Source organism: Phyllobacterium sp. P30BS-XVII (assembly GCF_014138335.1).
GTDB lineage: Bacteria > Pseudomonadota > Alphaproteobacteria > Rhizobiales > Rhizobiaceae > Phyllobacterium > Phyllobacterium meliloti.
This window is the reverse complement of record NZ_JACGXO010000001.1, coordinates 713,408-739,503: the sequence shown is the minus strand read 5'-3', so window position 1 is coordinate 739,503 and position 26,096 is coordinate 713,408. Positions and strand designations below refer to the sequence as shown.

The following is a 26,096-nucleotide window of genomic DNA, read 5'->3' as shown; positions in this document are numbered from 1 at the left end:
CGAAAAATCCGGCACAAACACAGGATCGTTTCAGAATGTTCAGGCCGAATTACTTGAGGTTCGGCGCGATGGCGATGCAGGCTTCACAAAGACCAGCGACGGAAGCCACTGAACTTTCAAAGGCCTTTTCTTCGGTCTTGTTGAGATCGATTTCGATGATGCGTTCCACGCCGCCAGCACCGATGATGACAGGCACGCCGACATACATGTCCTTGACGCCGTACTGACCGGAAAGATGCGCCGCAACAGGCAGAACGCGCTTCTTGTCCTTCAGGAAGGCTTCAGCCATCTGGACTGCCGAGGAAGCCGGTGCGTAGAAGGCCGAACCGGTCTTCAGCAGGCCAACGATCTCTGCGCCGCCATCACGGGTACGCTGGATGATCTGGTCGAGCTTTTCCTGGCTGGTCCAACCCATCTTGACGAGATCCGGCAGTGGAATACCGGCAACGGTTGAGTAACGGGCCAGCGGCACCATCGAATCGCCGTGACCGCCGAGAACAAAAGCTGTGACGTCTTCGACCGAAACCTTGAACTCATCGGCGAGGAAATAACGGAAGCGGGCGCTGTCGAGAATACCAGCCATGCCGACAACCATGTTCTTTGGCAGGCCGGAGAACTTCTGCAGGGCCCAGACCATCGCATCGAGCGGGTTGGTGATGCAGATGACGAAAGCGTTAGGTGCATATTTTTTGATGCCCGCGCCAACCTGTTCCATGACCTTGAGGTTGATGCCGAGCAGGTCATCGCGGCTCATGCCGGGCTTGCGCGGTACACCTGCGGTCACGATGACCACATCCGAACCCTCGATCGCCGAATAATCATTGGCGCCGACGAGCTTGGCGTCAAAATCATCAACCGGTGATGACTGGGCAATATCGAGCCCTTTACCCTGAGGAGTGCCTTCTGCGATGTCGAAGAGCACGATATCACCAAGCTCCTTGAGCCCGATCAAATGTGCCAATGTTCCACCGATCATGCCTGAACCGATGAGGGCGATTTTGTTACGTGCCATGCTGGTTACTTCCCTGATCTGAAGTCTGGACGGACGCCAAAGGACAACAACGACGTTGGGCAGAGCCCATGACCATGCGCCTTTGCGTTGGGACGTTCGAATATTCCTCTTTCAAAAATAACTCAACCAAAAATTTTCCCCCCAATAAATTCAATCGTTTAGATTTGATGGGATTTACGTAAACGTCAATTGAATTTAGCCTAGGGAAGGATTTTCTGGAGTTATCTAACATAGGCAACATATCAAAATGATGAAATAAGGGCGACCGGCATCACAGTCATTTGATACCGAACTCAGGCCTCTGCCGGTCCTGGTTCTTCAGCTGTTGGCGCGGCTTCCGCGAGATAGTCCGCGCTCTGCATTTCAAAGAGGCGCGAGGCTGTCCGGTCAAACTCGAAAGCCTCGGTGCCGCGATTTGCCTCATAAAGCTTGTCGGGCGAAGCTGCCGCGGAAATTACCACATGCACGTGATGGTCATAGAGAATGTCGATGAGAATGATAAACCGCTTGGCCTCATTGCGTCTGGAGTAGTCAAGAATCGGAACATCATCGATGAAGATCGTTTGATAGCGTGAAATGATGGCGGCATAATCCAGCGCGCCGAGCGGCTTGGAGCAAAGATCAGCGAATGTAAAACGCGCCACATGACGGGCCGCCTGCGGAACAATAACCGTGCGGCCTTTAACCTTGAAACTGTCTTCGGCAACGGTCGCGCCATCGGTCGCCGCGTGCCACGCGCCATCCATTTTACGCGTTGTATCCTCGCTCAGCGGTGAGAGATAAACCGGCATACGGTTGAGTTTTTCCAGCCGGTAATCCGTGCGCGCGTCCAGATTGATAACGTCAACATTGGTTTTCAAGAGATCGATAAAGGGCAGAAAAAGCTGCCGGTTCAGACCATCGCGATAAAGATTGTCAGGTTCCACATTGGATGTGGCGACGAGGACAACCCCGCGCTCGAACAGTGCTTTAAACAGCCGTGACAGAATCATCGCGTCAGCAATATCAGTCACGGTGAATTCATCGAAGCATAGTACCCAAGCCTGTTCCGCCAGCGCATCGGCGACGGGCGGGATAGGATCATCCTGCTTGGTATCGCCATTCTTGTGCGCTTTTCGATGCGCATTGATGCGCTCGTGTACGTCGGCCATGAAATCGAGAAAATGCGCGCGGCGTTTGCGTTTGGCCGGAACGAGCTGATGAAACATGTCCATCAGCATGGTCTTGCCGCGCCCGACCTCACCGAAAATATAAAGACCCTTGATCACCTCGTGGCGCGGCGAACGGCGGCTGAACAGCCAGCCCAGCGCGCTGGATTTGGTCGCAAGCCGCTTTGTCGCCAGTTCACGGATCAGCCGGTCGAACCGGCTTGCCAGAAGCTGTTGGGCTGGGTCCGCGTCAATATCCCCGGCTTGCACGAGCGAATCATAGCGCTCACGCACGGAAGGGAACACTTTCAGATTATCGTGCGACATGCGAACTGCAGTCTCCGGACGTGTGCAGCGGGCGAACCGGTGCTGCACACTCCCATTTTGGGCTTAACGTGACAGGCTCACACTCTGTCCACCAGTGGTCTGACCATCAAACCGCGATGACCCGGATGAATAGAGCCGAGCGACAGTGCCACCTGCTGCATCATAAAGGGTGAGCTGCTTACCGCTGACTGCCCAGGATGTGAGGTTTGCAAGCTCACCCGGACAGCGCAACGGACCGGCGCGATAACCCTGACCGAACTTTGTCTGTGGCGTCGCGATTTTACAGCTCTGGCCACCAAGCGAAGCATTCCACACGCCTGCGACGCTGCTGGCCGTAACATCAGGTGCATTTGCCGGTGGCAGCGATGCAACCTGCGTACCCTGGCCACCCGCTGCTGCACCGTTACCCGTCGTCGGCGCTGTCGGAAACTGGTTGGCGCCGCCGGGAGGCGGCAACTGGCTCTGGGTCACAGACCCGGCCGGCGCAGATTGCAACGGAGCGGGTGAAGGTGTGACACGGTCCATATCATTGTCAAAACGCGTACTCTGGCATCCTGCCAGAACCATGCCGACAGCGGCAACGGCCAGCAAATTGACGTTCAAAGTCCCCATAGTCTTACTCTCCATCTACGCATCAAACAGAAAAAATGCGATTCGACTTGGCATTTATTAACCACGATAAAAGGGTATCGCGGTCAAATTTCAACCCGTCACGCGGCAAAACCGGCCTGTTTGCGGCCGATGCCCGTGGCAGAAGCGTCAAAAACTCGCCGAACTGGCAATATCGCCACACTGTTCAGGTCTGTTTCCGTTTGGTGGAAACCATACGCTTGTTTCAAGTCAATCATTTTAAGGTGAATAAAGTCTTATGATGGCGCAAACGACTGATGACGGAAATGTGTGAATAGCCCCATTGAAGTCCGCAAGACCGAGAGGTATTTGTTGAGTATGACACTCATAAATAAAACACCTCAAAGAATCCGCCACGAAACCCGCCTGCGCCTCCTTGAAGTGCAGGAGGTCAAACATTTGACGCCCCTCATGGTGCGCGTCACGCTCGCCGGTGATCAGCTGGATGGGTTTGTCAGCGCCGGTTACGGCGATCATATCAAGGTTTTCTTCCCACCGGCCGGAAGCGGGCCAATTGTCCCGGTTCTGGGTCCCGATGGCATCAGCTTTCCGGAAGACAAGCCGCGTCCGGAAATGCGTGACTACACACCTCGAAACTATCACCCGGCAACCAACACCCTCGATGTCGATTTTGTGCTGCATGGGGACGGCCCGGCTTCCACATGGGCAGCACAGGCAAAACCCGGCCAGCAGATCGTCATTGGCGGGCCGCGCGGCTCGATGATCATTCCGGATGCCTATGACTGGTATTTCCTCGCTGGTGATGAAACGGCCCTGCCCGCTATCAGCCGCCGACTGGAAGAATTACCGGCATCAGCGCGCGTCGTCGCGGTTATTGAGGTCGCTGACAAAGCCGAGGAACAGAACCTCAAGACCAGCGCCAAGGCCGAAATCATCTGGGTTCACCGCAGCGGAGCGGAGGCCGGCAATAACGATCTTCTGCTACAAACCGTCAAAAGCCTCGCCCTGCCGGAAGGCGATTGCTATGCCTTTATTGCCTGTGAAAGCGGGATTTCAAAGTCGGTGCGTAACCACCTCGTTGAAGAGCGTGGTTTCAACAGCGAGTGGGTTAAGGCAGCTGGCTATTGGCTGCGCGGCGTTGCTGACGCACACGAATCCCACTGACGATATACTCACATTGCCGGGCTGACAGTGCTGGGGTAGGGTTGACGCCCTCCCCATAAGGACAAAACGATGTCTCAGCCGCAAAATACCCGTATCGTGCTTGCATCCCGGCCGCTTGGCCCTGTGAAGCTTGACAATTTCCGCATCGAAACCCAGCAGATACCTGCACCGGGCGACGGCGAAATATTACTCAAGATTCTGTTCCTGTCTCTTGATCCTTATATGCGCGGTCGCATGGATGATGCAGAATCCTATGCTGCTCCGGTCGCCGTCAACGCCGTGATGGAAGGCGGGACTGTTGCCGAGGTGGTCGAGAGCAGGCATTCCGATTTTCATCCCGGTGATATCGTTCTTTCTCACTCCGGCTGGCAGAGCTACGCCATTTCCAATGGCGTTGGCCTGCGCAGGCTTGACCCGAACGCCGCTCCCCTCTCGACCGCCGTTGGCATTCTCGGTATGCCCGGCTTCACCGCCTATGCGGGCCTTCTGACCATCGGTCAGCCCAAGCCCGGAGAAACGGTTGTTGTAGCGGCTGCCAGTGGACCGGTGGGGGCAACCGTTGGTCAAATCGCACGAATCAAAGGGGCGAGAGCCATTGGCATTGCCGGCGGCGCGGAAAAATGCGCCTACATCCGCGATGAGCTTGGTTTCGATGTCGCCATTGATCATCGGGCGCCTGACTTTTCAGCGCAGTTGAAGCAGGCCTGCCCAAAAGGCATCGACGTCTACTTCGAAAATGTCGGTGGCCCCGTCTGGGATGCGGTTTTTCCGCTCCTCAACACCTTTGCCCGCATCCCCGTCTGCGGTCTCGTCGCGCAATATGACGAACTTGACCTGTCGGGCAAGGATCGCCTGCCCGTGCTCATGCGCGATATTCTGAAGAAGAGCCTGACAGTACGCGGTTTCATCCAGCGCGAATTTGTCGATCAGCGGCCCTTATTCCTTGAAACCATGAGTGGATGGTTGCGTAGCGGTGAAGTCAAATACCGCGAAGATATTGTTGATGGGCTCGCCAATGCACCGGAGGCCTTTATGGGGCTTCTGAAAGGGCATAATTTCGGCAAGCTGGTCATCCGCGTCGCCTGATAGCAGATGCATCTGATTGCCAGTGCCGTAGCTTTGATAAGGCTGGTACTGGCAATTCTTCACCTTTTCCGCCATATAAGCCCTCTATCGACATCAGAATGGCAATACAGGCTGACGGAAGCATGGCAGTGCGCGCGCAATTTGCAAAGATGAACGGGCTTGGCAACGAGATAATCGTTGCCGACATGCGTCACCATACCGACCATGTTGCACCCGGTGCAGCCATTGCACTCAATAATGATCCTGCGACAAAGTTCGATCAGATCATGGCGATCCACGCACCGCGCAGGCAAGATGCGGATGCCTACATTGAGATCATCAATTCCGATGGTACGCAGGCGCAGACCTGCGGCAATGGCATGCGCTGTGTCGTGCAGGCGCTTGCCACTGAAACCGGCAAGCGGGAATTCACCTTCGAAACGATTTCTGGAATCATCACAGCCCACGAGCACCCCGATGGCCTGATTTCCGTTGATATGGGAATGCCGCGCTTTGACTGGCAGGATATTCCGCTGGCTGAGCCTTTCCATGACACGCGCAAGATCGAATTGCAGATCGGGCCCATCGATGCGCCTGTGCTGCATTCGCCTTCCGTTGTCAGCATGGGCAACCCGCATGCGATCTTCTGGGTCGATCAGGATGTCTGGACCTATGATCTGGAGCGTTTTGGTCCGCTGCTCGAAAATCACCCGATTTTCCCCGAGCGCGCCAATATCTCAATTGCTCACGTGACCAGCCGCAACGCGATTACTCTGCGCACCTGGGAACGCGGAGCTGGACTTACACGCGCCTGTGGGTCGGCTGCCTGCGCGTCGGCTGTTTCAGCTGCCCGGACCGGCCGCACCGAACGCACGGTGACAGTCACCGTGCCCGGTGGTCCGCTCGTGATTGAATGGCTGGAAAACAATCACGTCCTGATGACTGGTCCGGCTGAATGGGAATTCTCCGGCTCATTTGACCCGCAGAGCGGCGAATGGCAGCGTGATGAAACAACGCCGTCGCAGGGAGTTGCCTGATGGCTGTGGACGTCGTTACCTTTGGCTGCCGCCTCAACACCTATGAATCCGAGGTGATGAAGCGCGAAGCCGACGCAGCCGGACTTGGCACGCTGGAAAATGGTGCGATCATCTTCAACACCTGCGCCGTCACCAGCGAAGCAGTCCGTCAGGCGCGTCAGGCCATTCGCAAGGCACGCCGCGACAATCCGCAGGCACGCATCATTGTCACCGGCTGCGCCGCACAAACAGGCGCCGACGAGTTCGCCGCTATGGATGAAGTCGATCTCGTTCTCGGCAATGAAGAAAAACTGAAATCCAATTCCTATCGCATGCTGCCGGATTTTGGTGTGAACCAGTTCGAAAAAGTCCGCGTCAACGACATCATGGAAGTGCGCGAAACCGCTTCCCACATGGTCGATGCCATCGAAGGCCGCGCCCGCGCTTTTGTTCAGGTGCAAAATGGCTGTGATCATCGCTGCACCTTCTGCATCATCCCCTATGGCCGCGGTAATTCCCGTTCCGTGCCGATGGGCGGCGTGGTTGAACAGGTCAAGCGGCTCGTCGGCAATGGCTATAACGAGGTAGTGCTGACCGGGGTTGATATGACCAGCTATGGTCCTGATCTGCCGGGTAGCCTGCGTCTTGGCAAGCTGGTGAAAACAGTGCTTGGCCAAGTGCCTGATCTGAAACGCCTGCGCCTCTCGTCCATCGATTCCATTGAGGCAGACGATGACCTGATGGAAGCACTGGCGACGGAAAGCCGCCTGATGCCGCATCTGCACCTGTCGCTGCAATCGGGCGACAACATGATTCTGAAGCGGATGAAGCGCCGTCATTTGCGCGAAAACTCCATTGAGTTCTGTGAGAATGTTCGCAATATCAGGCCTGACATCGTTTTCGGCGCTGATATCATCGCTGGTTTTCCCACTGAAACCGATGAGATGTTCGAAAACTCTATCCGCATTGTCGAAGAATGCGGACTGACGCATCTGCATGTCTTTCCCTTCAGCCCGCGCGAAGGCACACCGGCTGCCCGCATGCCACAAGTGAACAGGCAAATCGTCAAGACCCGTGCTGCCCGGCTGCGTGCGGCAGGCGAGACAGCCTATCGTGCCCATCTCGACCGTCTTGTTGGCACGACCCAAAGGATACTCATCGAACGCGAAGGTATTGGCCGTTCGGAAGGATTTACCCTTGTCGGCCTGAATGGCGGAGTTCCGGGTGAAATTATTGAACGGCCGATCAGCGGACATGATAGCGACAAGCTGCTGGCCGCAGACAGCGACCGGCGCGCAGCGTAATCACAACGAGCAAAGCAGCATTCATGGCTCTGGGTTTTATCAAGAAGATATTTTCATTCGGCAAAAAGGAAGTTGTCGAAGAGGCACCGGCGGAAGCGCCTGTTGCAGCGCTCGATGCGCCGATTCATCAGACGACCGAACAGGTCTATGAAGATACGGCTGCGCAGGAATCATTGCCTGTTCCGGCAGATGCAGAACCTGTTGAATCCGTCACCGCCGATCAGAACGCTGAGCCAGCCGAGCTTGACTCCCCCGCTCTCCTCAAACGTAGGGAGGATGGGACTGAAGGTCCGGGGTGGGGGGAAACTCCATCCCCTCACCACGAGCCGGAAACTCAACAAGACAAGATTCTTGTAAGTGAAGCTGTAGCCCCCCACCCCGATGCTGACGCATCGACCCTCCCCACGTTGGGGGAGGGTGAAGGCGCCACGCTCACTGCTGAAGAGTACGATCCATCATCGCCGGAAACTTTAGCGGAACCCGAACCCGTTGCAGAACTTCAGCAACCGGTCGAACCGGATATCTTGCCCGAGCCTGTACCTGCGGCACCTCCGGCAGAACCCGAAATAGTAGCGGTACCAGAACCAGATGTTGAACCCGTCGAAGAAGATCGCCCGGTTCCAATCACTTTGCCAGAAGAACCTTTCGAAGAGACCATCGCCGACGCGGTCATGCCGCCGGTCCATGTGCCCGAGATTGAACCCGTCATAGACATACCCGCACCGGTTGAACCAATAGCACCGGCAAAACCCGTCTCGTCAAAAGTAACCGTGACCAAGACGGTTGAGGAAAAGCAGGCTGAGGAGCCGGTTGCTGCTGAACCGGAGAAGCGGCTTTCATGGTTCGAACGTCTGCGCAAGGGTCTCGCGCGCTCATCACAGCAGCTCGGCGATTCGATCGGCGGTATTTTCACCCGTCGCAAACTTGATGAAGACACGCTGCAAGACCTTGAAGATGTGCTGATTCAGGCGGATCTTGGTATGGAAACGGCTATCCGCATTACTGGCTCCCTGAGCGCAACACGCTATGGCAAGGACATCAGCTCCGAGGAAGTCCGCACCATTATGGCGACAGAAATCGAAAAGGTGCTCGGGCCGGTAGCAAAGCCACTGGAACTTGACCTGTCGCACAAGCCGCACGTTATTCTCGTTGTCGGCGTCAATGGCACTGGCAAAACCACAACCATAGGCAAGCTTGCGGCAAAACTGACCGCAGGCGGTCTCAGTGTCATGCTGGCTGCAGGCGATACATTCCGCGCCGCTGCCATCGAACAGCTGCATATCTGGGGCAAACGCACCGGCGCTCCCGTTGTTTCATCGAAGCTCGGGGCCGATGCGGCGGGCCTCGCCTATGACGCATGGAAACAGGCCAAGGAGGCGGGCAGTGACGTTCTCATCATCGATACAGCCGGACGGCTGCAGAACCGCACGGAACTGATGGACGAGCTTGCAAAGATCGTCCGTGTTCTCGGCAAGAATGATCCGGAGGCGCCGCACACGGTGCTGCAGACGCTTGATGCCACCACCGGCCAGAACGCTCTCAATCAGGTGGAGATTTTCAAGAACATCGCCGGTGTCAACGGCCTCGTCATGACCAAACTTGACGGCACGGCGCGGGGCGGCATTCTTGTTGCCATTTCCGCCAAACATAAATTGCCTGTCTATTTCATCGGTGTCGGCGAGCAGGTCGAAGACCTCGAACCCTTCGCCGCCAAAGATTTTGCCAAAGCCATCGCAGGAGTTGCTTGATGGACCAATCTGTATTCGAACGTGACCCCTCCGATCCTTCCCGTAAGGAAGTCACGCCACTCCTCAAGCTGGCGCTTGAACTTGGACCATTGATGGTCTTTTTCTTTGCCAATGCCCGCGGAGAATGGCTGATCGAGCGATTTCCAGTGTTGTCTACTATTGGTGAGCCGATTTTTATCGCGACGGCCCTGTTCATGGCCGCAACCGCCATTGCGCTGATTACGTCTTGGATAATGACACGCAGCCTGCCGATCATGCCACTCATCTCCGGCATTGTCGTTTTGATCTTCGGTGCGCTAACGCTTTATCTGCACAATGAAACCTTCATCAAGATGAAGCCGACCATCGTAAACGCGCTGTTCGGAGTTATTCTGCTTGGCGGTCTCTATTTTGGCAAATCCCTGCTTGGTTATGTCTTCGACAGCGCCTTCAAGCTTGACGCAGAGGGTTGGCGCAAGCTCACCATGCGTTGGGGCGTTTTCTTCCTGTTTCTGGCTGTATTGAATGAAGTGGTCTGGCGCAGTTTCTCTACGGATTTCTGGGTTGCTTTCAAGGTTTGGGGCACCATGCCGATCACGCTGCTCTTCACATTCGCGCAAATGCCGCTGGTGATGAAGCATTCGCTTGAGCCGCTGCTCGACAAACGCAAAGAAAAATAGCTGCCACAATTGAGCTGAAAAGCACCACAATTCCTGACAGATCGCGACGAAATCCCGCCGCGATCCGGGCTCAAATATCGCACCTACGGCAATTCTATCCCGAAAGAGTGCGAGCCATGAAAACGGCCCTCATTATCATGACCCTGATGGGTTGCGACTGCGATGCGAAAATCTGCGAATATATCAAAACCGCCGATGCAAGCTGGACCAGCGTCGAGAATTGCCGGGCGGATCTTGAAAACCAGATTCGCAAGACTGCGGGCGTAAGCTATCCGCTTGTCACCGCGACCTGTACCATCAAGGCGAAACATCCATCGGCCTTGGTCGCAAGCCGCTCATTTGCTATTCCCCAGCCCGCACCGGATCGGCCGCTCGATACTATCGCACTGGGCACACCCATTGATGCCCCCGTAACCGTCGCGCAGAAAACCTCTTTCGGCTACCGGATGATCGAGGTGCCGTTGGCCCATGCCTATGACAGCACGGCGGAAGCCGCCTCGCGCGCAGCCGGATGGGTCCGCCGTTACGCGATGCTCGACAGCGAGTAAAGCATTTATGGTTTCAGGGCTTTCTCGATCACGGGCATCAGATCGTCCCGGATTGAGGCTTCGCTGAATGGTCCGACGTGCTTGTAAAGAATGGTACCGTCACGGCCGACAAGAAAAGTTTCCGGCACGCCATAGACGCCCCATTCAATTCCCGCCCGCCCGCTTGCATCCACACCGATCATGTCAAATGGATTGCCAAGCTCGCCAAGGAAACGCAGTGCGTTCTCGTCTTTGTCCTTGTAGTTAAGGCCAGCAAGGCGGAAACGCTTGTCCTTGGACAGCTGCATCAGCAGGGGATGTTCAGCCCGGCACGGCACGCACCACGAACCGAACACGTTGACCAGCGTCAATTGCCCCTTGAACGACGCGGGATCGATCCCCTGAACAGGCTGACCGTTTTTGGTTAAACCAGCCAGCGCCGGAAGCGTCAGCTTTGGCACCGGCTTGCCGATCAATGCCGAGGGGATCACGCTTTCATCACGTCCCAGCGCCAGCTGAAAGGCAAAGATACCGGCGAGAACCACGAAAAGCAGCAGGGGCAGGAAGGCAAACAGCGAGAAGCGCTTGCGTGGTGCCTGCTCTGTAATATCAGGTCCGCTCACGATGCACTGTCCGTTCGAGCCTCGGAGCGACGGCGGACGCCACGCGTTTCCAGTTCCTGTAATGCGCGGCGTTGAGCCTGCTGATCAATCAATATCCAGCCGACAAGCGCCACGAGCACAACAATGGAAACGCCATAGGACGCCAGAACAAAGCCCGTATGGGTCATCATTGCGCTCCCCTCCGTTCAGCGCTGCGGGCCGCGATACGGCGCATGGCCACAACACGTCTGCGCCAGATTTCATTGCGCATGGCCATCATATGCAGGGTGAAGAACAGCAGTGTGAAACCAACCGCCATGACCAGCAGCGGCCAGAGCAATGACGGATGTATCGTCGGCCCGCCCATCCGGATAACGGAAGCGGGTTGATGCAGCGTATTCCACCAATCGACGGAGAATTTGATAATGGGGATATTGATGAAACCGACCAGCGTCAGGATAGCCGTTGCCTTGGAGGACTTCGCTGGATCGTCCATCGCGCGGGTCAGGGCAATGATGCCGAGATACATCAGGAACAGCACGAAAACCGATGTCAGACGCGCATCCCAGACCCACCAGGTGCCCCACATGGGCTTGCCCCACAGCGAGCCGGTTATCAAGGCAAGTGCGGTAAAAGCAGCACCAATAGGCGCTGCTGCCTTGGCTGAAACATCCGCCAGGGGATGACGCCAGACCAGCGTTCCGATCGCGGAAATGCTCATGACCGTGTAGCACATCATCGACAGCCACGCGAAAGGCACATGGATGAACATGATCTTGACGGTCGAGCCCTGCTGATAATCATCAGGCGCCTGAAACGACATCCACAATCCGGCAGCCAGCACCAGTAAGGTGATTCCGACAAGCCACGGCAGAACGATACCAGCGAAATTGATAAAGCGGGTAGGATTAGCCAGATCGACCCAGCGGCCAGCTTTTGAAACTGCTTCACTCATGGCGATTTTTTAGCTTCCCCCGCTCTGTTTCGCAATTCACCATTACATCGTGCGTCCGTTCACCATATCAATCGGCTGACGATTTCAGCGCCGCAGCCGCAGCCAATGGTCCAATGACGGCAAAGAACAGTGTAATTGCAATCAGAATAAGGAAGGGCGCGACAAAAGGCGCAGGGTCCTCCACAGCGCCATAGGCCGCCGATACGCCAAAAATCAGCACTGGAATGGTCAGCGGCAGGATGATCACCGATACAAGCAGGCCGCCCCGTGGCAGTGCCACGGCGACCGCCGCACCGACAGCCCCTATCAACGTGATTGCAGGTGTACCAACAAGCAGCGTCAGCGTTGTAGCGCCGATGGCGGCGGGCTCCATATTCATGAAAAGGCCAAGCAGCGGAGAAGCTATAACAAGCGGCAAAACACTTGTGGTCCAATGTGCCAGACATTTGACGAGAACGGTCAGCGCCAAGATGTGCCGGTCTGAAGCCATGATCAGCAAGTCGAGAGAGCCATCATCGCGATCCGCCTGAAACAACCGGTCAAGACCAAGCAACGTTGCCAGCAACGCACCGATCCATAGCATGGCGGCGCCGATACGGCTGAGCAGCTTGAGATCCGGCCCGACACCGAATGGCACAACAGCAATGACTGCCAGAAAGAATAATATTCCGACAAGAACGCCGCCCCCGGCGCGCAGACCCAATCGTGTGTCGCGTAGAAAGAGCGAGAGCATTAGGCGCTATACTCCCGACTTCCGGCATGAGCTTGCCCATTGGCTCCCATCACGAGCCCTTGTGCGTCGCCAAGCCCCAGCGGCAAATGAGTCGCGGCAATCACAATTCCTCCACTCGCCAGATGCGCACGCATCAATTCGGCAAATTGCTCTTCCGATGCCTTGTCGAGACCTGCCGTCGGTTCATCCAGCAACCAGACCGGGCGATGGCTGATCAAAAGCCGTGCAATACTTGCCCGTCGCTTTTGTCCGGTCGAGAGATAAGCAAAAGGCAGATGTCCGATATCACCGAGCTGCACACGGTCCAGCGCTTCGCGGAGTGTGTGTTGTCCGGCGCCGTTGAATGACTGCCAGAAACGCAAATTCTCTTCGACGCTTAAAACCGGCTTCATGGCATTGAGGTGACCGAGATAGTGACAGGCTCCAACAAGGCTCTCGAAACCGGCAGGTGCATTATCAAGCCGGATACTTCCCTCTGCCTTCTCCAGAAGTCCTGCAATGATTCGCAAGAGGGTCGATTTTCCCGCACCATTCGGCCCGGTAATCATCAGCGCCTCTCCGCCTGCAATGGTGAAGTTTAGCCCGGAAAATAAAAACTCCCCGCCCCGCTCTCCTGCCAGATTTTCGGCGACTAACCGCATGAAGTTCCCGCTCTTTATTGAATCCGGACCAGCGCATGTGCATTTCGACGCAGCCCGTATTTTTGACGAATGTCGGTCTGGCACAGATCGACGAAAATCTCTATATAGCAGTCAACCATACCAGCGGTCGGTGTGGAAACCATTTTTGGCCGATCTCCATACGGGCACCTTTTCGGACCTGTAGCGGGACGGACAGCGGAAATGACTGCACCCGCACCTTAGCGCGTCCTTGAAACGCGGCAAAGGCGTTCGTCCCGGGTGAGGCCAGTAGCATAAGGACGACGCAACATGTCTCAAATCGACAGTTTCAAATGCCGTAAAACCCTAACCGTAGGGGATAAGGAATATGTCTATTACAGCTTGACCGAAGCTGAGAAAAACGGCCTGGAAGGCATTTCCAAACTTCCGTTCTCGATGAAAGTCCTCCTCGAAAACCTGCTTCGCTTCGAAGATAACCGCTCGGTTTTCAAGAAGGACATTGAAAACGTTGCCAAATGGCTTGTCGACCGTGGCAGTGCAGGTGCAGAGATTGCCTATCGCCCCGCGCGGGTTCTGATGCAGGATTTCACCGGTGTTCCGGCGGTTGTTGATCTGGCTGCGATGCGCGATGCCATGGTGAACCTTGGCGGCGATCCTGAGAAGATCAACCCGCTGGTTCCGGTTGATCTGGTCATCGATCACTCGGTCATCGTTGATGAGTTCGGCAATCCGCAGGCTTTCAAGCGCAATGTGGATCTGGAATATGAACGCAATGGCGAGCGCTACCGCTTCCTGAAGTGGGGCCAGCAGGCGTTCAAGAACTTCCGCGTTGTTCCGCCCGGCACCGGCATCTGCCATCAGGTCAATCTGGAATATCTGGCACAGGCCGTCTGGACCAAGGAAGAGGACGGCGTCACCGTTGCCTATCCCGATACCTGTGTTGGCACCGATTCGCACACAACCATGGTCAATGGCCTTGGTGTTCTCGGCTGGGGTGTTGGCGGCATTGAAGCTGAAGCATCCATGCTGGGCCAGCCGGTATCCATGCTTCTGCCGGAGGTTATCGGCTTCCGCCTGACCGGCAAGGTCAAGGAAGGTGTGACGGCAACCGATCTGGTGCTGACCGTCGTGCAGATGCTGCGCAAGAAGGGTGTTGTCGGCAAGTTCGTCGAGTTCTTCGGTCCCGGGCTTGAAAGCATGACGCTGGCTGACCGGGCCACCATCGGCAATATGGGTCCGGAATATGGTGCGACCTGCGGTTTCTTCCCGATTGACCGCGAGACCATCAACTACATGCACATGTCCGGCCGCGATGAAGAGCGTCTGGCGCTGGTTGAAGCCTATTCAAAGGCGCAGGGCATGTGGCGTGAGCCGGGTTCCGCCGATCCTGTCTTTACCGACACACTGGAACTGGACCTCGGTACTGTTGTTCCATCCATGGCTGGCCCGAAGCGCCCGGAAGGCCGCATTGCGCTCGAAGACATCGCAGCCGGTTTCCACGAGTCGCTGCAGAAGGAATACAAGAAGACCACCCAGCTTGAGGCCCGCTATGCGGTTGAAGGTGAGGATTATGATCTCGGCCATGGCGATGTTGCCATTGCTGCAATCACCTCCTGCACCAACACGTCAAACCCGAGCGTGCTGATTGCCGCTGGTCTTCTCGCCCGCAATGCTGCCGCCAAGGGCCTGAAGTCAAAGCCATGGGTCAAGACTTCATTGGCTCCCGGTTCGCAGGTTGTGGCCGCCTATCTGGAAAGCGCAGGCTTACAGGTTGAACTCGACAAGCTTGGCTTCAATCTGGTTGGCTTTGGCTGCACCACCTGCATCGGCAATTCGGGTCCGCTGCCTGCGCCGATCTCCAAGACCATCAATGACAAGGGTCTGATTGCGGCGGCTGTTCTTTCCGGCAACCGCAACTTTGAAGGCCGCGTCTCGCCTGATGTTCAGGCCAACTATCTGGCTTCACCGCCACTGGTTGTTGCCTACGCGCTGGCCGGATCAGTCACCAAGGACCTGACGACAGAACCTCTGGGTGAAGACCAGAACGGCAATCCGGTGTTCCTCAAGGACATCTGGCCGTCTTCGCATGAGATCCAGGAGTTCATCACCAAAAACGTTACCCGCAAGCTGTTCTCCGCCAAATATGCGGATGTGTTCAAGGGCGACCAGAACTGGCAGGACGTCAAGGTTCCGGCAGGCCAGACCTATGCATGGGACGACAATTCCACCTATGTGCAGAACCCGCCATACTTTGTCGGCATGGGCAAGACACCGGGCACCGTCAATGACATCAAGGGCGCACGCATCCTTGGTCTGTTCGGCGACAAGATCACCACCGACCACATTTCTCCGGCCGGTTCGATCAAGGCGGCTTCGCCTGCGGGCAAGTATCTTACCGATCATGGTGTAGCACCGCTCGACTTCAACCAGTACGGCACACGGCGTGGCAACCACGAAGTGATGATGCGCGGCACGTTTGCCAATATCCGCATCCGCAACCACATGCTCGGCGAGAACGGCCGCGAAGGTGGTTACACGATCCATTATCCCTCGAAAGAGGAAATGCCGATCTATGATGCGGCCATGCAGTATCGCACGGAGAATGTCCCGCTGGTCATCTTCGCCGGTATTGAATATGGCAATGGTTCATCGCGTGACTGGGCGGCCAAGGGCACCAATCTTCTTGGTGTTCGCGCCGTGATCTCCCAGTCGTTCGAACGCATCCACCGCTCGAACCTTGTTGGCATGGGCATTGTCCCATTCGTGCTTGAGGATGGCACCAGCTGGCAGTCACTCGGTCTGAAGGGTGACGAGACGGTTTCGATCGAAGGACTTGCCACGATCCAGCCGCGCCAGAAGACCCATGCCACGGTGACGTTCGCCGATGGCACCGTCAAACAGGTCCCGCTTATCTGCCGCATCGATACAATCGATGAACTCGAATACCTCAAGAACGGCGGCATCCTCCAGTACGTGCTGCGCGATCTCGCTGCTTAAACCAGCAGATATGTGAAGAAATGAATGGCCGCCGGGCAACCGGCGGCCTTTTTTGCACGGTTCATCCAATATTTATAAGGTTTTGCCTGTAAACGTGATTGAATTCACCTCAAAGTGACTTCCTCTTGATATAACGCATCCCTATCAATTATCTGGCAATCACTCTCATGGAAGATCGAAGAAGAATTCGGGAAGAAAGCTCGTACCCTTGACCCTGCGCCCTCTGTTCAAAGCCATTCTTATCGCCAGCCCGCTCTTCGCGGCCGCTGCGTTTGCTTGGCCAGTTTGCGCTGAAGACATTGGCAAGAAACCCGATGGCGTGGTCGAACTCTATACGTCGCAGGGCTGCGGCTCATGCCCTCCCGCTGATGCTGTGCTCAAGCAGTTGGTTGCGGAAGGCAAGGTCGTCGCTCTGGCTTTTCACGTTGACTACTGGGATTATCGTGGCTGGATCGACAATCTCGCATTACCAGAAAATACCGCGCGCCAGAATGCCTATCGCAAGGCGCTTGGTCTGACAGGTGTCTACACACCACAGGCAATCCTCAATGGCCGCGAACACGTCAATGGTCAGGATGGCACGCGTATCCGTCGCCGAATCGATGAGATGCGCAGCGGTGATTCTGGCCTGACCGTCCCCGTCTCCATCGAAAAAACATCGCCTGATCGGCTGATTATCAATATTGGTGAAGGCCCTGCCGCAAAAAATCCGGTGCGTGTTCTCCTTGCCTATTTCAACAAGGAAACGATTGTTGCCATCCCCGATGGGGAGAATGGCGGACGCAATGTGAGCTATGCCAATAGCGTGCGCGCCATGGAAACGGTTGGTATGTGGGATGGCAAATCACAGAAGATCGAAATTCCGCTGACCGAGATCGCCAGCAAGAAGGCCTCGGGCTGTGCTGTCCTGTTGCAGGAGATGCTTGGCGAGGGTAAACCGGGTCCGATTATCGGTGCATCGATCATGACAAAGCCCTGATTTTAAAAGCTATTCCTGAAAAAGAAAAAAGGCTGGTAGAACCAGCCTGGAGTCTTGGGGCTTGTTGTCATCTGGGAGACTGAATGGTTCGGCCAGAACAGCCCGTTTGGGCGGGGGGCTTGGGGTATCGGACCGCTCAAGGCCGAACCGTCTCAGACAACGGGTGCAGGTTCGGTCTGGAATCGGGCGGTAATGCGAAGGTAAAGTGGCGAAAATGTGACCCGATATCACCAATCGAAACAGCACGTATTGCTTCGTGAGAAAGCCCTTTACCGGCAGGTTTTATGTTCATTTATCGAGGCTTTGCGCGATACGGTCTTGTAAATATAGGCGGAACAGGTCACCCTTCTGTCATCCAGTTGTCATACAGCAAATCTAAAGGCGGATTGATTGATGGACAGCAATGCAGGTGGCGACGAATCGCAACAGCAGGCAAAACTCATTTCGCTCTCCAGCGCACGCGATCTCCCCGTTACATTCAATCGGCGGGAACTTGATCAAATTCTCAGAATATATGGTTTTATGGTCTCATCGGGTGAATGGCGTGATTATGCCATTGATCATCTGAGCGACCGTGCCGTGTTTTCCGTGTTTCGCCGCACCAGTGAAGTACCGATGTACCGTATTGAAAAAAATCCGCGGCTGGCGCGCAAACAAGGTGCCTATAGCGTGATCGCCGCAAGCGGCCTTATTCTCAAACGGGGCATGGAACTCGACCGCGTGCTGAAAATCTTCGACAAATCCCTGCGGATTGTCCAGAGCTAGAAACGCTCAGCCTTTCAGGGGTGCCGTGTTTGGGAGTGTCTCGGTGCCGCCATTCATATCGAGCTGCATCAGGACAGTATCCAGCCAGCGGCCATGCTTGAAACCGGAACCTTTGATTATTCCTGAATGTTTGAACCCGCAACTTGTGTGCAGACGCACCGATGCTGATGCGTCGTGGCCATCGCCAATGACAGCGATGAACTGACGGAAGCCAAGTGCGGTGCAATCAATAATCAACCGTTGCAACAGGGCCTTACCAATGCCCTTTCCCTTGGCTTCGGGCGCAATGTAGATCGAATCCTCTACGCTCCACCAATAGGCCGGGCGGGTGCGGAAATAACTGGCATAAGCATAACCGGCGACCACACCGTTGATCTCCGCCACACAATAGGGAAAGCCGTCACTGGTGATTATGTGAAATCGGCGCGTCATTTCGGCTATATCCGGGGGCTCGATTTCGTAGGTTGCGGTACCATGTAAAACGGCGTCGCGATAAACGGCGGTGATGGCTGGCAGGTCGGAGGGCTGGGCCGGGCGGATATGAATACTGGTCATGGCTCGCCATCAGTCTGTAAACATAAGATTATGGTGTGCGTGGTTCGACAAGCTCACCATGAGGGGGAGGGTTGGATGCAACGCTAATCGCAAGCGTTGCAGAATATAACTCCCCTCATCCTGAGCCTGTCGAAAGGCGAACCACGCGCTATGCTTTTCGCAACGTCCAAAGAAAAGGGCAGCGTCACCGCTGCCCTCATCCGTCCGTTTGTGTCGCCTGCGATCAGTTACGGTTGCCCAGAAACTGCAGCAGGAACATGAACATGTTGATGAAGTCGAGATAGAGACGCAGCGCACCCATGATAGCCTTGCGGCCATAAGTGTCTGAACTGTCACCCTCGTAGTACATTTCCTTGATGCTCTGCGTGTCATAGGCAGTCAGGCCAGCAAAGACCAGAACACCGATCGCCGATATTGCGAACTGCAAAGCACTCGACTGCAGGAAGATATTGACCAAACCTGCAAGCAGAATACCGATCAAGCCCATGAACAGGAACGAGCCCATTCCGGAGAGATCGCGCTTCGTTGTGTAGCCGTAAAGCGACAAAGCACCGAAAGATGCAGCGGTGATAAAGAATGTCTGGACGATGCTGCCCGATGTAAACACCAGAAAGACTGTCGACAGTGAAAGACCTACAAGCGCAGCATAAACCCAGAATGTTGCCTGGGCTGCAGGAACCGACATTTTTTCGATGCGGAAGCTCAGGAAGAACACTGCGGCGAGTGGTGCGAGCATGACGACCCATTTCAACGGCGATGTATAGAAAACAACACCGAAGCTCGTCAGCATCTTGCCGTTTGACATTTGTGCTGCGGCAAGGGAAGGATCGTTGGTGGTTGCGAGATAAACGATTGCGAGTGCGGCCAGACCGGTCACTGCGAGACCGATCCCCATCATGTTATAGACCTTCAGCATGTAGCTGCGCAGACCTTGATCGATCCCCGCGTCCACACGCACTCCGGCCGATGTACGGGCCTGGATGTTGCGATAGTCAGCCATGGTTTTCCTCATTGCTACGTCCCGTCGGGTGTCGGGGGTTATTCCCAGGCGCCGCTGGCGGGACCCCAGCATGCCTTGCCGAGAATTATGGGGATTCAACAAGGCGATAACAAGTCCTGTTTTACTCAAGATCGCGTGTTGGACCACCAAACGGTCGCAAAATGCATAAATATTACGCTTTTTTAACGATTTCAGAGGTTTCGCAGAATTGGCGCAGCCTTTTGACCAAGTATTCTCCAAGTTCCCGCCAACCCGAAACCAACAGTCAGAACCAGTGCCAGCACCAGAGTCGAAACCGCCACCTCCGGCTGGAACGATGCAGGCAGCTTCATGACACGCACGATCACATACCAGGCGGCCAAACCGCCAGCAAAAAGCGCGAAAGTTGCCGTCGCCAGTCCAAGGATCACATACTCATAGCTGAAAGCCTTGATGAGCGTGCGCCGCGTTGCTCCAAGGGTCTTCAGGACCACCGCATCGTGTACACGGGCACGATTACCAGCGGCAAGCGCTCCGCCAAGCACAAGGATCGAGGCAATCAGCGCCACCGATGCCGCCGCACGGATGGCAACGGCCAGTTGGCCCACAAGTTCATTGGCAATTGAAATTGCATCCTTGACCCGCACCGAAGTGACAGCCGGGAAGGCACGGGTAACGTCACGCATGACCGTTGCGTCTTCCTGCGTGGTTGCCGAAGGGTCAGTCAAAGTGGCAAGCCATGCGTGGGGAGCGCCGGCAAAGGCATTGGGCGAGAAAACCATGACGAAATTGATCGCCAGAGATTCCCACTGCACTTGCCGGAAATTAGCGATCCGTGCCGTAACATTACGGCCAAGCGCATTAACCGTGACTGTGTCGCCCAGTTTAAGACCGAGATTGCGCGCCTCTTCCGCCGAGAATGATACCAGCGGTTCACCCGCATAATCCTCCGGCCACCAGTTACCGGCAGTAAGGACCGAATTTTCAGGTAGCTTCTTCGCATAGGTAATGCCGCGATCGCCGCGCAATACCCACGCACCTTCCGGCGGTATGGTGAGCTTGCCAATATCCGTGCCATTGAAGGCAACGATACGTCCGCGCAACATCGGAGCGCTGACGATCTTGCCCTGTGGCGCAGCTTTCTGCAGAAGGCTGGTGAACTGGTCGACCTGCGTACTCTGGATATCGACAAAGAAGAAGTTTGGCGCGCGCTCCGGCAAGTTACCGGCCAATTGCTGGCGCAGGCTGCCGTCGATTAAGGCGAGTGTCACCAGAAGTGTCAAACCCAGACCGAGCGACAGGACGACCGACGGCGTCAACGCGCCCGGCCGGTGGATATTACCTATGGCAAGGCGAAGTGCAGTGGAACGAACCCGTGGCGCGCGGCGTGCGAGCCACTGCACGAGACTGGAAACCGCACGCAAAACAAGGAATGAAAACGCAACAGCACCAATAAATGTGACTGCAATACGCCGGTCGTAAGCGAAGAACACTGCCAACAGACAAAGGATGGCAACAAGGGCAACCGCCACGGCGATGTAGACGGGTTTGGGCCAACCGCGCTGATCAAAACCCTGCTCGCGGAACAGGGCCGTTGCCGGAATGTCCCGGGCCCGGCCCAGCGGCAGAATGGCAAAAGCGAGCGTGGTCAACAGGCCAAACAATGCAGCCCAAGCGAGCGCTCCCGGATAAAAGCCGCCCTTGGCAGCGATTGGCAGCACGCTCTGCAGGGCGTAACCTGCTACGTAAGGAATGATTGCCGCGAGAACCAATCCAATTGCGATGCCGATAAGGGCAATCAGCACGATCTGGATCAGATAGACGGCGATGACAAACCAACCCGGAGCGCCCAATGACTTGAAGGTGGCGATGACGCCGCGTTTGCCGTCGAGATAGGCACGTACCGCATTGGCAACACCGACGCCTCCGACGATCAATGCCGTTAGACCAACCAGTGTCAAAAACTGCGAGAACCGCTCGACATTGGCGCTCAAAGACGGCGCGGCATTGGTACGGCTGCGGATGGTCCAGCCAGCTTGCGGAAACTTTGTTTGTGCCTCGTTGCGGATAGCGGTGATATCGGCTTCGCTCGCCCCGACGGGCAGGGCAATCTTGTAGCTGTGCTCGACCAGGCTGCCCGGCTGGACCAGCCCCGCAGCACGCAATCCATCAAGCGACACCAGAAAACGCGGGGCGAATCCAAAACCATCCGACAGAACATCCGGCTCGTTGTTGATCACAGCCCGTAATTCGAACGTTGCAGAACCGAGCAATATCCGATCACCCAGCTTGAGGTTAAGCCGGTCAAGAAAAATCTGCGCAACAGCGGCGCCGAATGCTCCGTTTTTGTCAGCAAAGAGCGCATCTCTGTCCAGCACCGGCGCCGTATCAAGGGAACCATAGAGCGGATAGGCATTATCGACCGCCTTTACCTCCACCAGCGACTGATCAGAACCATCGGCCAAACGAGCCATGGATCGCATATTGGCGCTGACGGCAACGCGGCCCTTGCTTTCCACAAAGGCACGCTCGTCTGGATTAACCTCACGCTGGTTGAGTTGAAAACGAATGTCGCCACCCAGAATGCTTTGGCCCTGCGTGGAAATGCCTGATGTCACAGAATTGGCAACGGAGTTGACCCCGCCAATGGCTGCAACGCCCAAGGCAATACAGGCAAGGAAAATGTAAAACCCTGACAGGCCATTGCGCATCTCGCGCAGAGCGAAACGCAGCGCCAACCGCAAAGAGGGCGACGTGGAGGATCTGGTCGCACTCATGCGGTTTTCTTCAGCTCCGGTGCATGCTCATCCGCCTCGATCAATCCGGAACGAACGCGAATTTCGCGATCACAACGGGCTGATAGCGCCGGATCGTGGGTGACGAGCACCAGCGTAAGTCCGAGATCTTTCTGCTTCTGGAACAAAAGATCGGCAATCTGCCGACCAGTCGTCGTATCAAGATTGCCGGTGGGCTCGTCGGCAATCAGGATTTTTGGCGATGGTGCAAGGGCACGGGCGATGGCCACGCGTTGTTGCTCACCGCCCGACAATTCTCCGGGATAATGGGTCACGCGGTCTGCCAGTCCGACCGCTGCCAGTTCACGCTCGGCGATGGCAAAGGCGTCGGGGTTGCCAGCCAGTTCCAGCGGAACAGCAACGTTTTCAAGCGCGGTCATATTGGGAATGAGATGAAAGGACTGAAAAACAATACCGATATTCGTGCCGCGAAAGGCAGCCGTCGCATCCTCGGTCATAGTCTCCAGCTTTTGCCCGGCAATTTCGACCGAGCCGGAATCGATCCGTTCAAGCCCGGCAAGAACCATCAGCAAGGTCGACTTTCCGGAACCTGATGGTCCGACAATTCCCACCGATTGCCCGCTGTTAATGGCGAGCGATATGCCTTTGAGAACATGGACGGAGGAAGCACCCGACCCTAGAGTCAACTCAATGTGATCGAGCGTGATGACGGATTTAGTCACGAAAGCAGATCCTTTACGATATGGTCGACACCGACTTTAGTCGCATCCGGTCAGATATGGGTACCCGAAGATGATATTCAAACCATTGATAAAGATCATTGTGTCGCTCGGCCTTGTTGCCCTGCCATCCCTCGCCTTGGCCAATCAAAATGCCGTGTCCGGTCATGCGCTCTCCGTCGTCGGATTTGGCGACAGTCTGATGTCTGGCTTTGAACTTCCGGTTCAGGACTCCTTTACCGCCCAGCTGGAAAAATCTCTGAAAGACAAAGGCGTCGAGATTTCGATCGCCAATGCCGGTGTCGCTGGTGATACGACGACGGGCGGCCTTGCGCGTCTCGACTGGTCCGTTCCGGATGGTACTGATCTTGTCATTCTCGAACTTGGTGCCAATGACGCCCTGAGGGGTATCTCGCCAGAGATTAGCGAAAAGAACCTGGCTGAAATGATCGAAAAGCTGCAGAAGCGTAAAATTCAGGTCATTCTTGCCGGAATGCTGGCGCCGCCAAATATGGGCGGTGATTACGAACAGAAGTTCAACGCGATCTTCCCCGATCTTGCGAAGAAATATGACGTGCCGCTCTACCCGTTCTTCATGGACGGCATAGCGACAGAAGCATCGCTGCTACAGGCCGATGGTATGCATCCAACCACACAAGGTGTCGCCGTGATGGTGAAGGGTTTCCTTCCGATCATGCAAAAAACAATCAAACAGCCAACGGTAACGTCGGATACATCAGATAGTACCGACCAGTAAGGCTGCATGGAGCCCGCAACAAGACCAGTTGCGGGCCTAACTGATCACCCGGATGCTCCTTAACCTTGGGGGCAAGCTATCCACATTGTTGTCATCTTAACACCACATCTTGCGTGTCTTATTTGTCGCGGCGCAAAAGAATGTGAAATTGTGCCTTGCTCTTGGACTCATTCAATGATTCCCTGAGGTTATAACTCGATTCGGGGAGGATGCTTTATGCCGCGTCTCTTTACTGCCCTCGAGATCCCGAGGGACGCCGCTCTCTCACTATCGCTCTTACGCGGTGGTTTGCCAGGCGCTCGCTGGATCGATGTCGAAAACTATCACATCACACTGCGCTTTATCGGTGATGTCGAAGGCCATGTAGCCGATGAGGTAGCCAACGCGCTCGACCGCATAAGGCGACCATCATTCACACTTCAGCTTTCGGGCGTGAATGCATTCGGATCGAAAAAGCCCCATAGCGTTTTTGCCGCCGTTTCACCATCGCCGGACATTCAGGCGCTTCACGGCGAGATCGAGCGCATTTGCCAAAGGCTGATGCTGCCGGCTGATCCGCGCAAATTCACGCCGCATGTTACACTGGCACGGCTGCGCAATGCCCGTAACGAGGAAGTCGCGCACTATCTCGCCTCACGCGGTAATTTCTCCACGATGCCCTTCAACATCGGGCGCTTCGTCCTGATGTCTTCGCGCGATTCCGTGGGTGGCGGTCCCTACATCGTCGAGGAGGCCTGGCCTCTGGAATCACCTCGCACCTATCAGAAGAGTTTTGAGAGGCCTCTGGAGGCCTTGAGAACCATCAGATAGACACGCTCAAAGTCTGCCCCGGTTCCATAATAGGGATCGGGTATCTGACTGGCTTCGCCAAGTGCGACCTCACTGAACAGACCGGTTTTCGCCGTCGCTTTTGCCGGACGCCGCGCCTCGATGGCTGCCACATTGGCGCGATCCATACCGAGGATCAGATCGAAGTCCGCGAAATCCTCAGCTTTGAGCTGTCGGCAGCGCTGGCCGGAAATATCAATCCCATGCTGCTTCGCCGCAAGAATCGACCGTTCATCCGGTGCTTCGCCCGTGTGATAGCCATTGGTTCCAGCGGAATCAATGAGAACCCCCTGGCCTTTTCCTTCCGTGGCAAGGACCGAGCGAAACACGCCTTCGGCCAGCGGAGAGCGGCAGATATTGCCAAGGCACACAAAAAGAACAGAGCGAAGCGGATGGGTTTTCATGGGCGGTTACACTATGGTCAGGAGGAAAATAATTTGATGTATATGAGGAAACCAACCATGGCGCGCAACCGGTTAGATGCCAGCGAACTTGATGAAGCCCTGCAGGACCTGACCGGCTGGTCCAAAATGGGAGATCGTGAAGCTATCCATAAATCATTCAGGTTCGAGGACTTCAATGCAGCGTTCGGCTTCATGACCCGCGTGGCTCTTCTTGCCGAAAAGATGGACCATCACCCTGAGTGGTTCAATGTCTACAATCGCGTTGATGTAACATTGGCCACGCATGACGCAGATGGCATCACAAAGCTTGATGTCACAATGGCTGAAGCCATGAACCATTTTGCCGCCAATTGACGATATTATTGGCAAAAGTCTTGTAGCCGTGACCAGCTCTTACCATGTTTTCCTTTGTATCGGGGCCTATAACTTGAAGGAAGAGGAATGGATAACGTCAAAATTGGTGAAATTCTGCAGCCGGGTAGCGAATATGATCAGCGCTCCCGAGAGGAAACCGTGCGTGCGCGGTTCTGGAAAACTGCACGTAAAGCAGCCAAGTCCATACCTTTTCTCGATGAGGTCATTGCCGGTTATTATTGCGCTCTCGACCCGTCCACTCCGTTCAGGGTTCGCGGCACACTGCTTGCGGCGCTTGCCTATTTTGTCATGCCCTTCGACGTTATTCCCGACTTCATCTTCGGTCTCGGCTTCACCGATGACGTGGCCGTGCTCATGGCGGCACTGAACGCCATACGCAACCACATCACACCGGCTCATCGTGAGGCGGCAAAGAAAGCGATCGAGGATCTCGACAAGGGTAACTGAGCTTAAATCTGCCCGAAGCGGACCTCTTGCCGGGTTGTTTTTCCATCACATCCCCGTGATAGGG

27 protein-coding genes are annotated in these 26,096 nt (G+C 55.7%); 14 read left to right on the top strand and 13 right to left on the bottom strand.

The annotated features are described in order from the left end of the window. Positions 1-49: 49 nt before the first annotated feature. The 3 genes from mdh to FHW17_RS03625 form a co-directional block, all read right to left on the bottom strand. A complete protein-coding gene (gene mdh, locus FHW17_RS03635; RefSeq protein WP_091879456.1) occupies positions 50-1,012 on the bottom strand; it encodes a malate dehydrogenase in 963 nt (320 codons plus the stop codon). Positions 1,013-1,305: 293 nt separating this feature from the next. Beyond that, positions 1,306-2,487: a cell division protein ZapE gene (gene zapE, locus FHW17_RS03630; RefSeq protein ID WP_182509229.1), complete on the bottom strand. Its 1,182-nt coding sequence runs from the start codon at positions 2,485-2,487 to the stop codon at positions 1,306-1,308. A gap of 63 nt (positions 2,488-2,550) precedes the next feature. Further along, the gene (locus tag FHW17_RS03625; RefSeq protein ID WP_112522827.1) at positions 2,551-3,099 is read right to left on the bottom strand and encodes a protease inhibitor Inh/omp19 family protein; all 549 of its coding nucleotides are present in this window, start codon (positions 3,097-3,099) and stop codon (positions 2,551-2,553) included. A 336-nt stretch (positions 3,100-3,435) separates the two neighbouring features. Here FHW17_RS03625 and FHW17_RS03620 point away from each other — a divergent pair, with 336 nt between their 5' ends. From FHW17_RS03620 to FHW17_RS03590, 7 genes are all read left to right on the top strand, one after another. Then, on the top strand, positions 3,436-4,242 hold the full coding sequence (locus FHW17_RS03620) for a siderophore-interacting protein (protein ID WP_182509228.1): 807 nt from the start codon (positions 3,436-3,438) through the stop codon (positions 4,240-4,242). Positions 4,243-4,311: 69 nt separating this feature from the next. Then, on the top strand, positions 4,312-5,328 hold the full coding sequence (locus FHW17_RS03615; RefSeq protein WP_182509227.1) for an NADP-dependent oxidoreductase: 1,017 nt from the start codon (positions 4,312-4,314) through the stop codon (positions 5,326-5,328). Positions 5,329-5,450: 122 nt separating this feature from the next. Beyond that, complete coding sequence (gene dapF / locus FHW17_RS03610) at positions 5,451-6,344, top strand: diaminopimelate epimerase (protein WP_112522824.1); 894 nt, start codon at positions 5,451-5,453, stop codon at positions 6,342-6,344. Continuing rightward, on the top strand, positions 6,344-7,627 hold the full coding sequence (mtaB, locus tag FHW17_RS03605; protein ID WP_182509226.1) for a tRNA (N(6)-L-threonylcarbamoyladenosine(37)-C(2))-methylthiotransferase MtaB: 1,284 nt from the start codon (positions 6,344-6,346) through the stop codon (positions 7,625-7,627). Before dapF ends, mtaB begins: the two co-directional genes overlap by 1 nt. A gap of 23 nt (positions 7,628-7,650) precedes the next feature. After that, the gene (gene ftsY / locus FHW17_RS03600; RefSeq protein WP_112522822.1) at positions 7,651-9,375 is read left to right on the top strand and encodes a signal recognition particle-docking protein FtsY; all 1,725 of its coding nucleotides are present in this window, start codon (positions 7,651-7,653) and stop codon (positions 9,373-9,375) included. Next, positions 9,375-10,034 (top strand): septation protein A, encoded by a 660-nt coding sequence (locus FHW17_RS03595; protein WP_112522821.1) that lies wholly within the window; start codon positions 9,375-9,377, stop codon positions 10,032-10,034. The genes ftsY and FHW17_RS03595 overlap by 1 nt, the downstream gene beginning before the upstream one ends. Positions 10,035-10,150: 116 nt before the next feature. After that, on the top strand, positions 10,151-10,582 hold the full coding sequence (locus tag FHW17_RS03590; protein ID WP_112522820.1) for a hypothetical protein: 432 nt from the start codon (positions 10,151-10,153) through the stop codon (positions 10,580-10,582). 5 nt (positions 10,583-10,587) lie between these two features. On the opposite strand, the gene FHW17_RS03585 is transcribed toward FHW17_RS03590, so the two are convergent. The 5 genes from FHW17_RS03585 to ccmA form a co-directional block, all read right to left on the bottom strand. Next, on the bottom strand, positions 10,588-11,184 hold the full coding sequence (locus FHW17_RS03585) for a DsbE family thiol:disulfide interchange protein (RefSeq protein WP_112522819.1): 597 nt from the start codon (positions 11,182-11,184) through the stop codon (positions 10,588-10,590). Further along, positions 11,181-11,354: a heme exporter protein CcmD gene (gene ccmD, locus FHW17_RS03580; protein WP_112522818.1), complete on the bottom strand. Its 174-nt coding sequence runs from the start codon at positions 11,352-11,354 to the stop codon at positions 11,181-11,183. The genes FHW17_RS03585 and ccmD overlap by 4 nt, the downstream gene beginning before the upstream one ends. Further along, positions 11,351-12,118: a heme ABC transporter permease gene (locus FHW17_RS03575; RefSeq protein ID WP_112522817.1), complete on the bottom strand. Its 768-nt coding sequence runs from the start codon at positions 12,116-12,118 to the stop codon at positions 11,351-11,353. The genes ccmD and FHW17_RS03575 overlap by 4 nt, the downstream gene beginning before the upstream one ends. A gap of 67 nt (positions 12,119-12,185) precedes the next feature. After that, positions 12,186-12,851, bottom strand: coding sequence for a heme exporter protein CcmB (gene ccmB / locus FHW17_RS03570; protein WP_113095367.1), 666 nt, complete (start codon positions 12,849-12,851; stop codon positions 12,186-12,188). Beyond that, positions 12,851-13,492 (bottom strand): heme ABC exporter ATP-binding protein CcmA, encoded by a 642-nt coding sequence (gene ccmA, locus FHW17_RS03565; RefSeq protein ID WP_182509225.1) that lies wholly within the window; start codon positions 13,490-13,492, stop codon positions 12,851-12,853. The genes ccmB and ccmA overlap by 1 nt, the downstream gene beginning before the upstream one ends. Before the next feature lie 288 nt (positions 13,493-13,780). On the opposite strand from ccmA, the gene acnA reads away from it, so the two are divergent. From acnA to FHW17_RS03550, 3 genes are all read left to right on the top strand, one after another. Continuing rightward, positions 13,781-16,468 (top strand): aconitate hydratase AcnA, encoded by a 2,688-nt coding sequence (acnA, locus tag FHW17_RS03560; RefSeq protein WP_182509224.1) that lies wholly within the window; start codon positions 13,781-13,783, stop codon positions 16,466-16,468. A 208-nt stretch (positions 16,469-16,676) separates the two neighbouring features. Then, positions 16,677-17,447 carry a DUF1223 domain-containing protein gene (locus FHW17_RS03555; protein WP_210275787.1) on the top strand — a complete coding sequence of 257 codons (771 nt, stop codon included), beginning with the start codon at positions 16,677-16,679 and terminating at the stop codon, positions 17,445-17,447. A gap of 393 nt (positions 17,448-17,840) precedes the next feature. Continuing rightward, positions 17,841-18,212 carry a DUF2794 domain-containing protein gene (locus FHW17_RS03550; RefSeq protein WP_112522812.1) on the top strand — a complete coding sequence of 124 codons (372 nt, stop codon included), beginning with the start codon at positions 17,841-17,843 and terminating at the stop codon, positions 18,210-18,212. Between the two features lie 6 nt (positions 18,213-18,218). Here FHW17_RS03550 and FHW17_RS03545 read toward each other — a convergent pair whose 3' ends face one another. From FHW17_RS03545 to FHW17_RS03530, 4 genes are all read right to left on the bottom strand, one after another. Continuing rightward, positions 18,219-18,767 carry a GNAT family N-acetyltransferase gene (locus FHW17_RS03545; protein WP_182509223.1) on the bottom strand — a complete coding sequence of 183 codons (549 nt, stop codon included), beginning with the start codon at positions 18,765-18,767 and terminating at the stop codon, positions 18,219-18,221. 223 nt (positions 18,768-18,990) lie between these two features. Further along, complete coding sequence (locus FHW17_RS03540) at positions 18,991-19,767, bottom strand: Bax inhibitor-1/YccA family protein (RefSeq protein WP_091879429.1); 777 nt, start codon at positions 19,765-19,767, stop codon at positions 18,991-18,993. 191 nt (positions 19,768-19,958) lie between these two features. Beyond that, entirely contained in the window at positions 19,959-22,523 is a 2,565-nt protein-coding gene (locus FHW17_RS03535) for an ABC transporter permease (protein WP_182509222.1), read from the bottom strand. After that, on the bottom strand, positions 22,520-23,224 hold the full coding sequence (locus FHW17_RS03530; RefSeq protein ID WP_112522808.1) for an ABC transporter ATP-binding protein: 705 nt from the start codon (positions 23,222-23,224) through the stop codon (positions 22,520-22,522). The genes FHW17_RS03535 and FHW17_RS03530 overlap by 4 nt, the downstream gene beginning before the upstream one ends. Before the next feature lie 70 nt (positions 23,225-23,294). Between FHW17_RS03530 and FHW17_RS03525 the strand changes: the two genes are divergently transcribed. Together FHW17_RS03525 and thpR are read left to right on the top strand one after the other, a co-directional pair. After that, positions 23,295-23,978, top strand: a complete 684-nt coding sequence (locus tag FHW17_RS03525) for an arylesterase (protein ID WP_112522807.1) — start codon at positions 23,295-23,297, stop codon at positions 23,976-23,978. Positions 23,979-24,194: 216 nt separating this feature from the next. After that, positions 24,195-24,788, top strand: a complete 594-nt coding sequence (gene thpR / locus FHW17_RS03520) for an RNA 2',3'-cyclic phosphodiesterase (protein WP_091879423.1) — start codon at positions 24,195-24,197, stop codon at positions 24,786-24,788. Here the strand turns inward: thpR and FHW17_RS03515 are convergent. Then, entirely contained in the window at positions 24,740-25,210 is a 471-nt protein-coding gene (locus FHW17_RS03515; protein WP_112522806.1) for a low molecular weight protein-tyrosine-phosphatase, read from the bottom strand. The genes thpR and FHW17_RS03515 overlap by 49 nt on opposite strands. A 57-nt stretch (positions 25,211-25,267) precedes the next feature. On the opposite strand from FHW17_RS03515, the gene FHW17_RS03510 reads away from it, so the two are divergent. Then, positions 25,268-25,564, top strand: a complete 297-nt coding sequence (locus FHW17_RS03510) for a 4a-hydroxytetrahydrobiopterin dehydratase (protein WP_112523104.1) — start codon at positions 25,268-25,270, stop codon at positions 25,562-25,564. 87 nt (positions 25,565-25,651) lie between these two features. Next, the gene (locus tag FHW17_RS03505) at positions 25,652-26,032 is read left to right on the top strand and encodes a YkvA family protein (RefSeq protein ID WP_112522805.1); all 381 of its coding nucleotides are present in this window, start codon (positions 25,652-25,654) and stop codon (positions 26,030-26,032) included. Positions 26,033-26,096 lie beyond the last annotated feature (64 nt).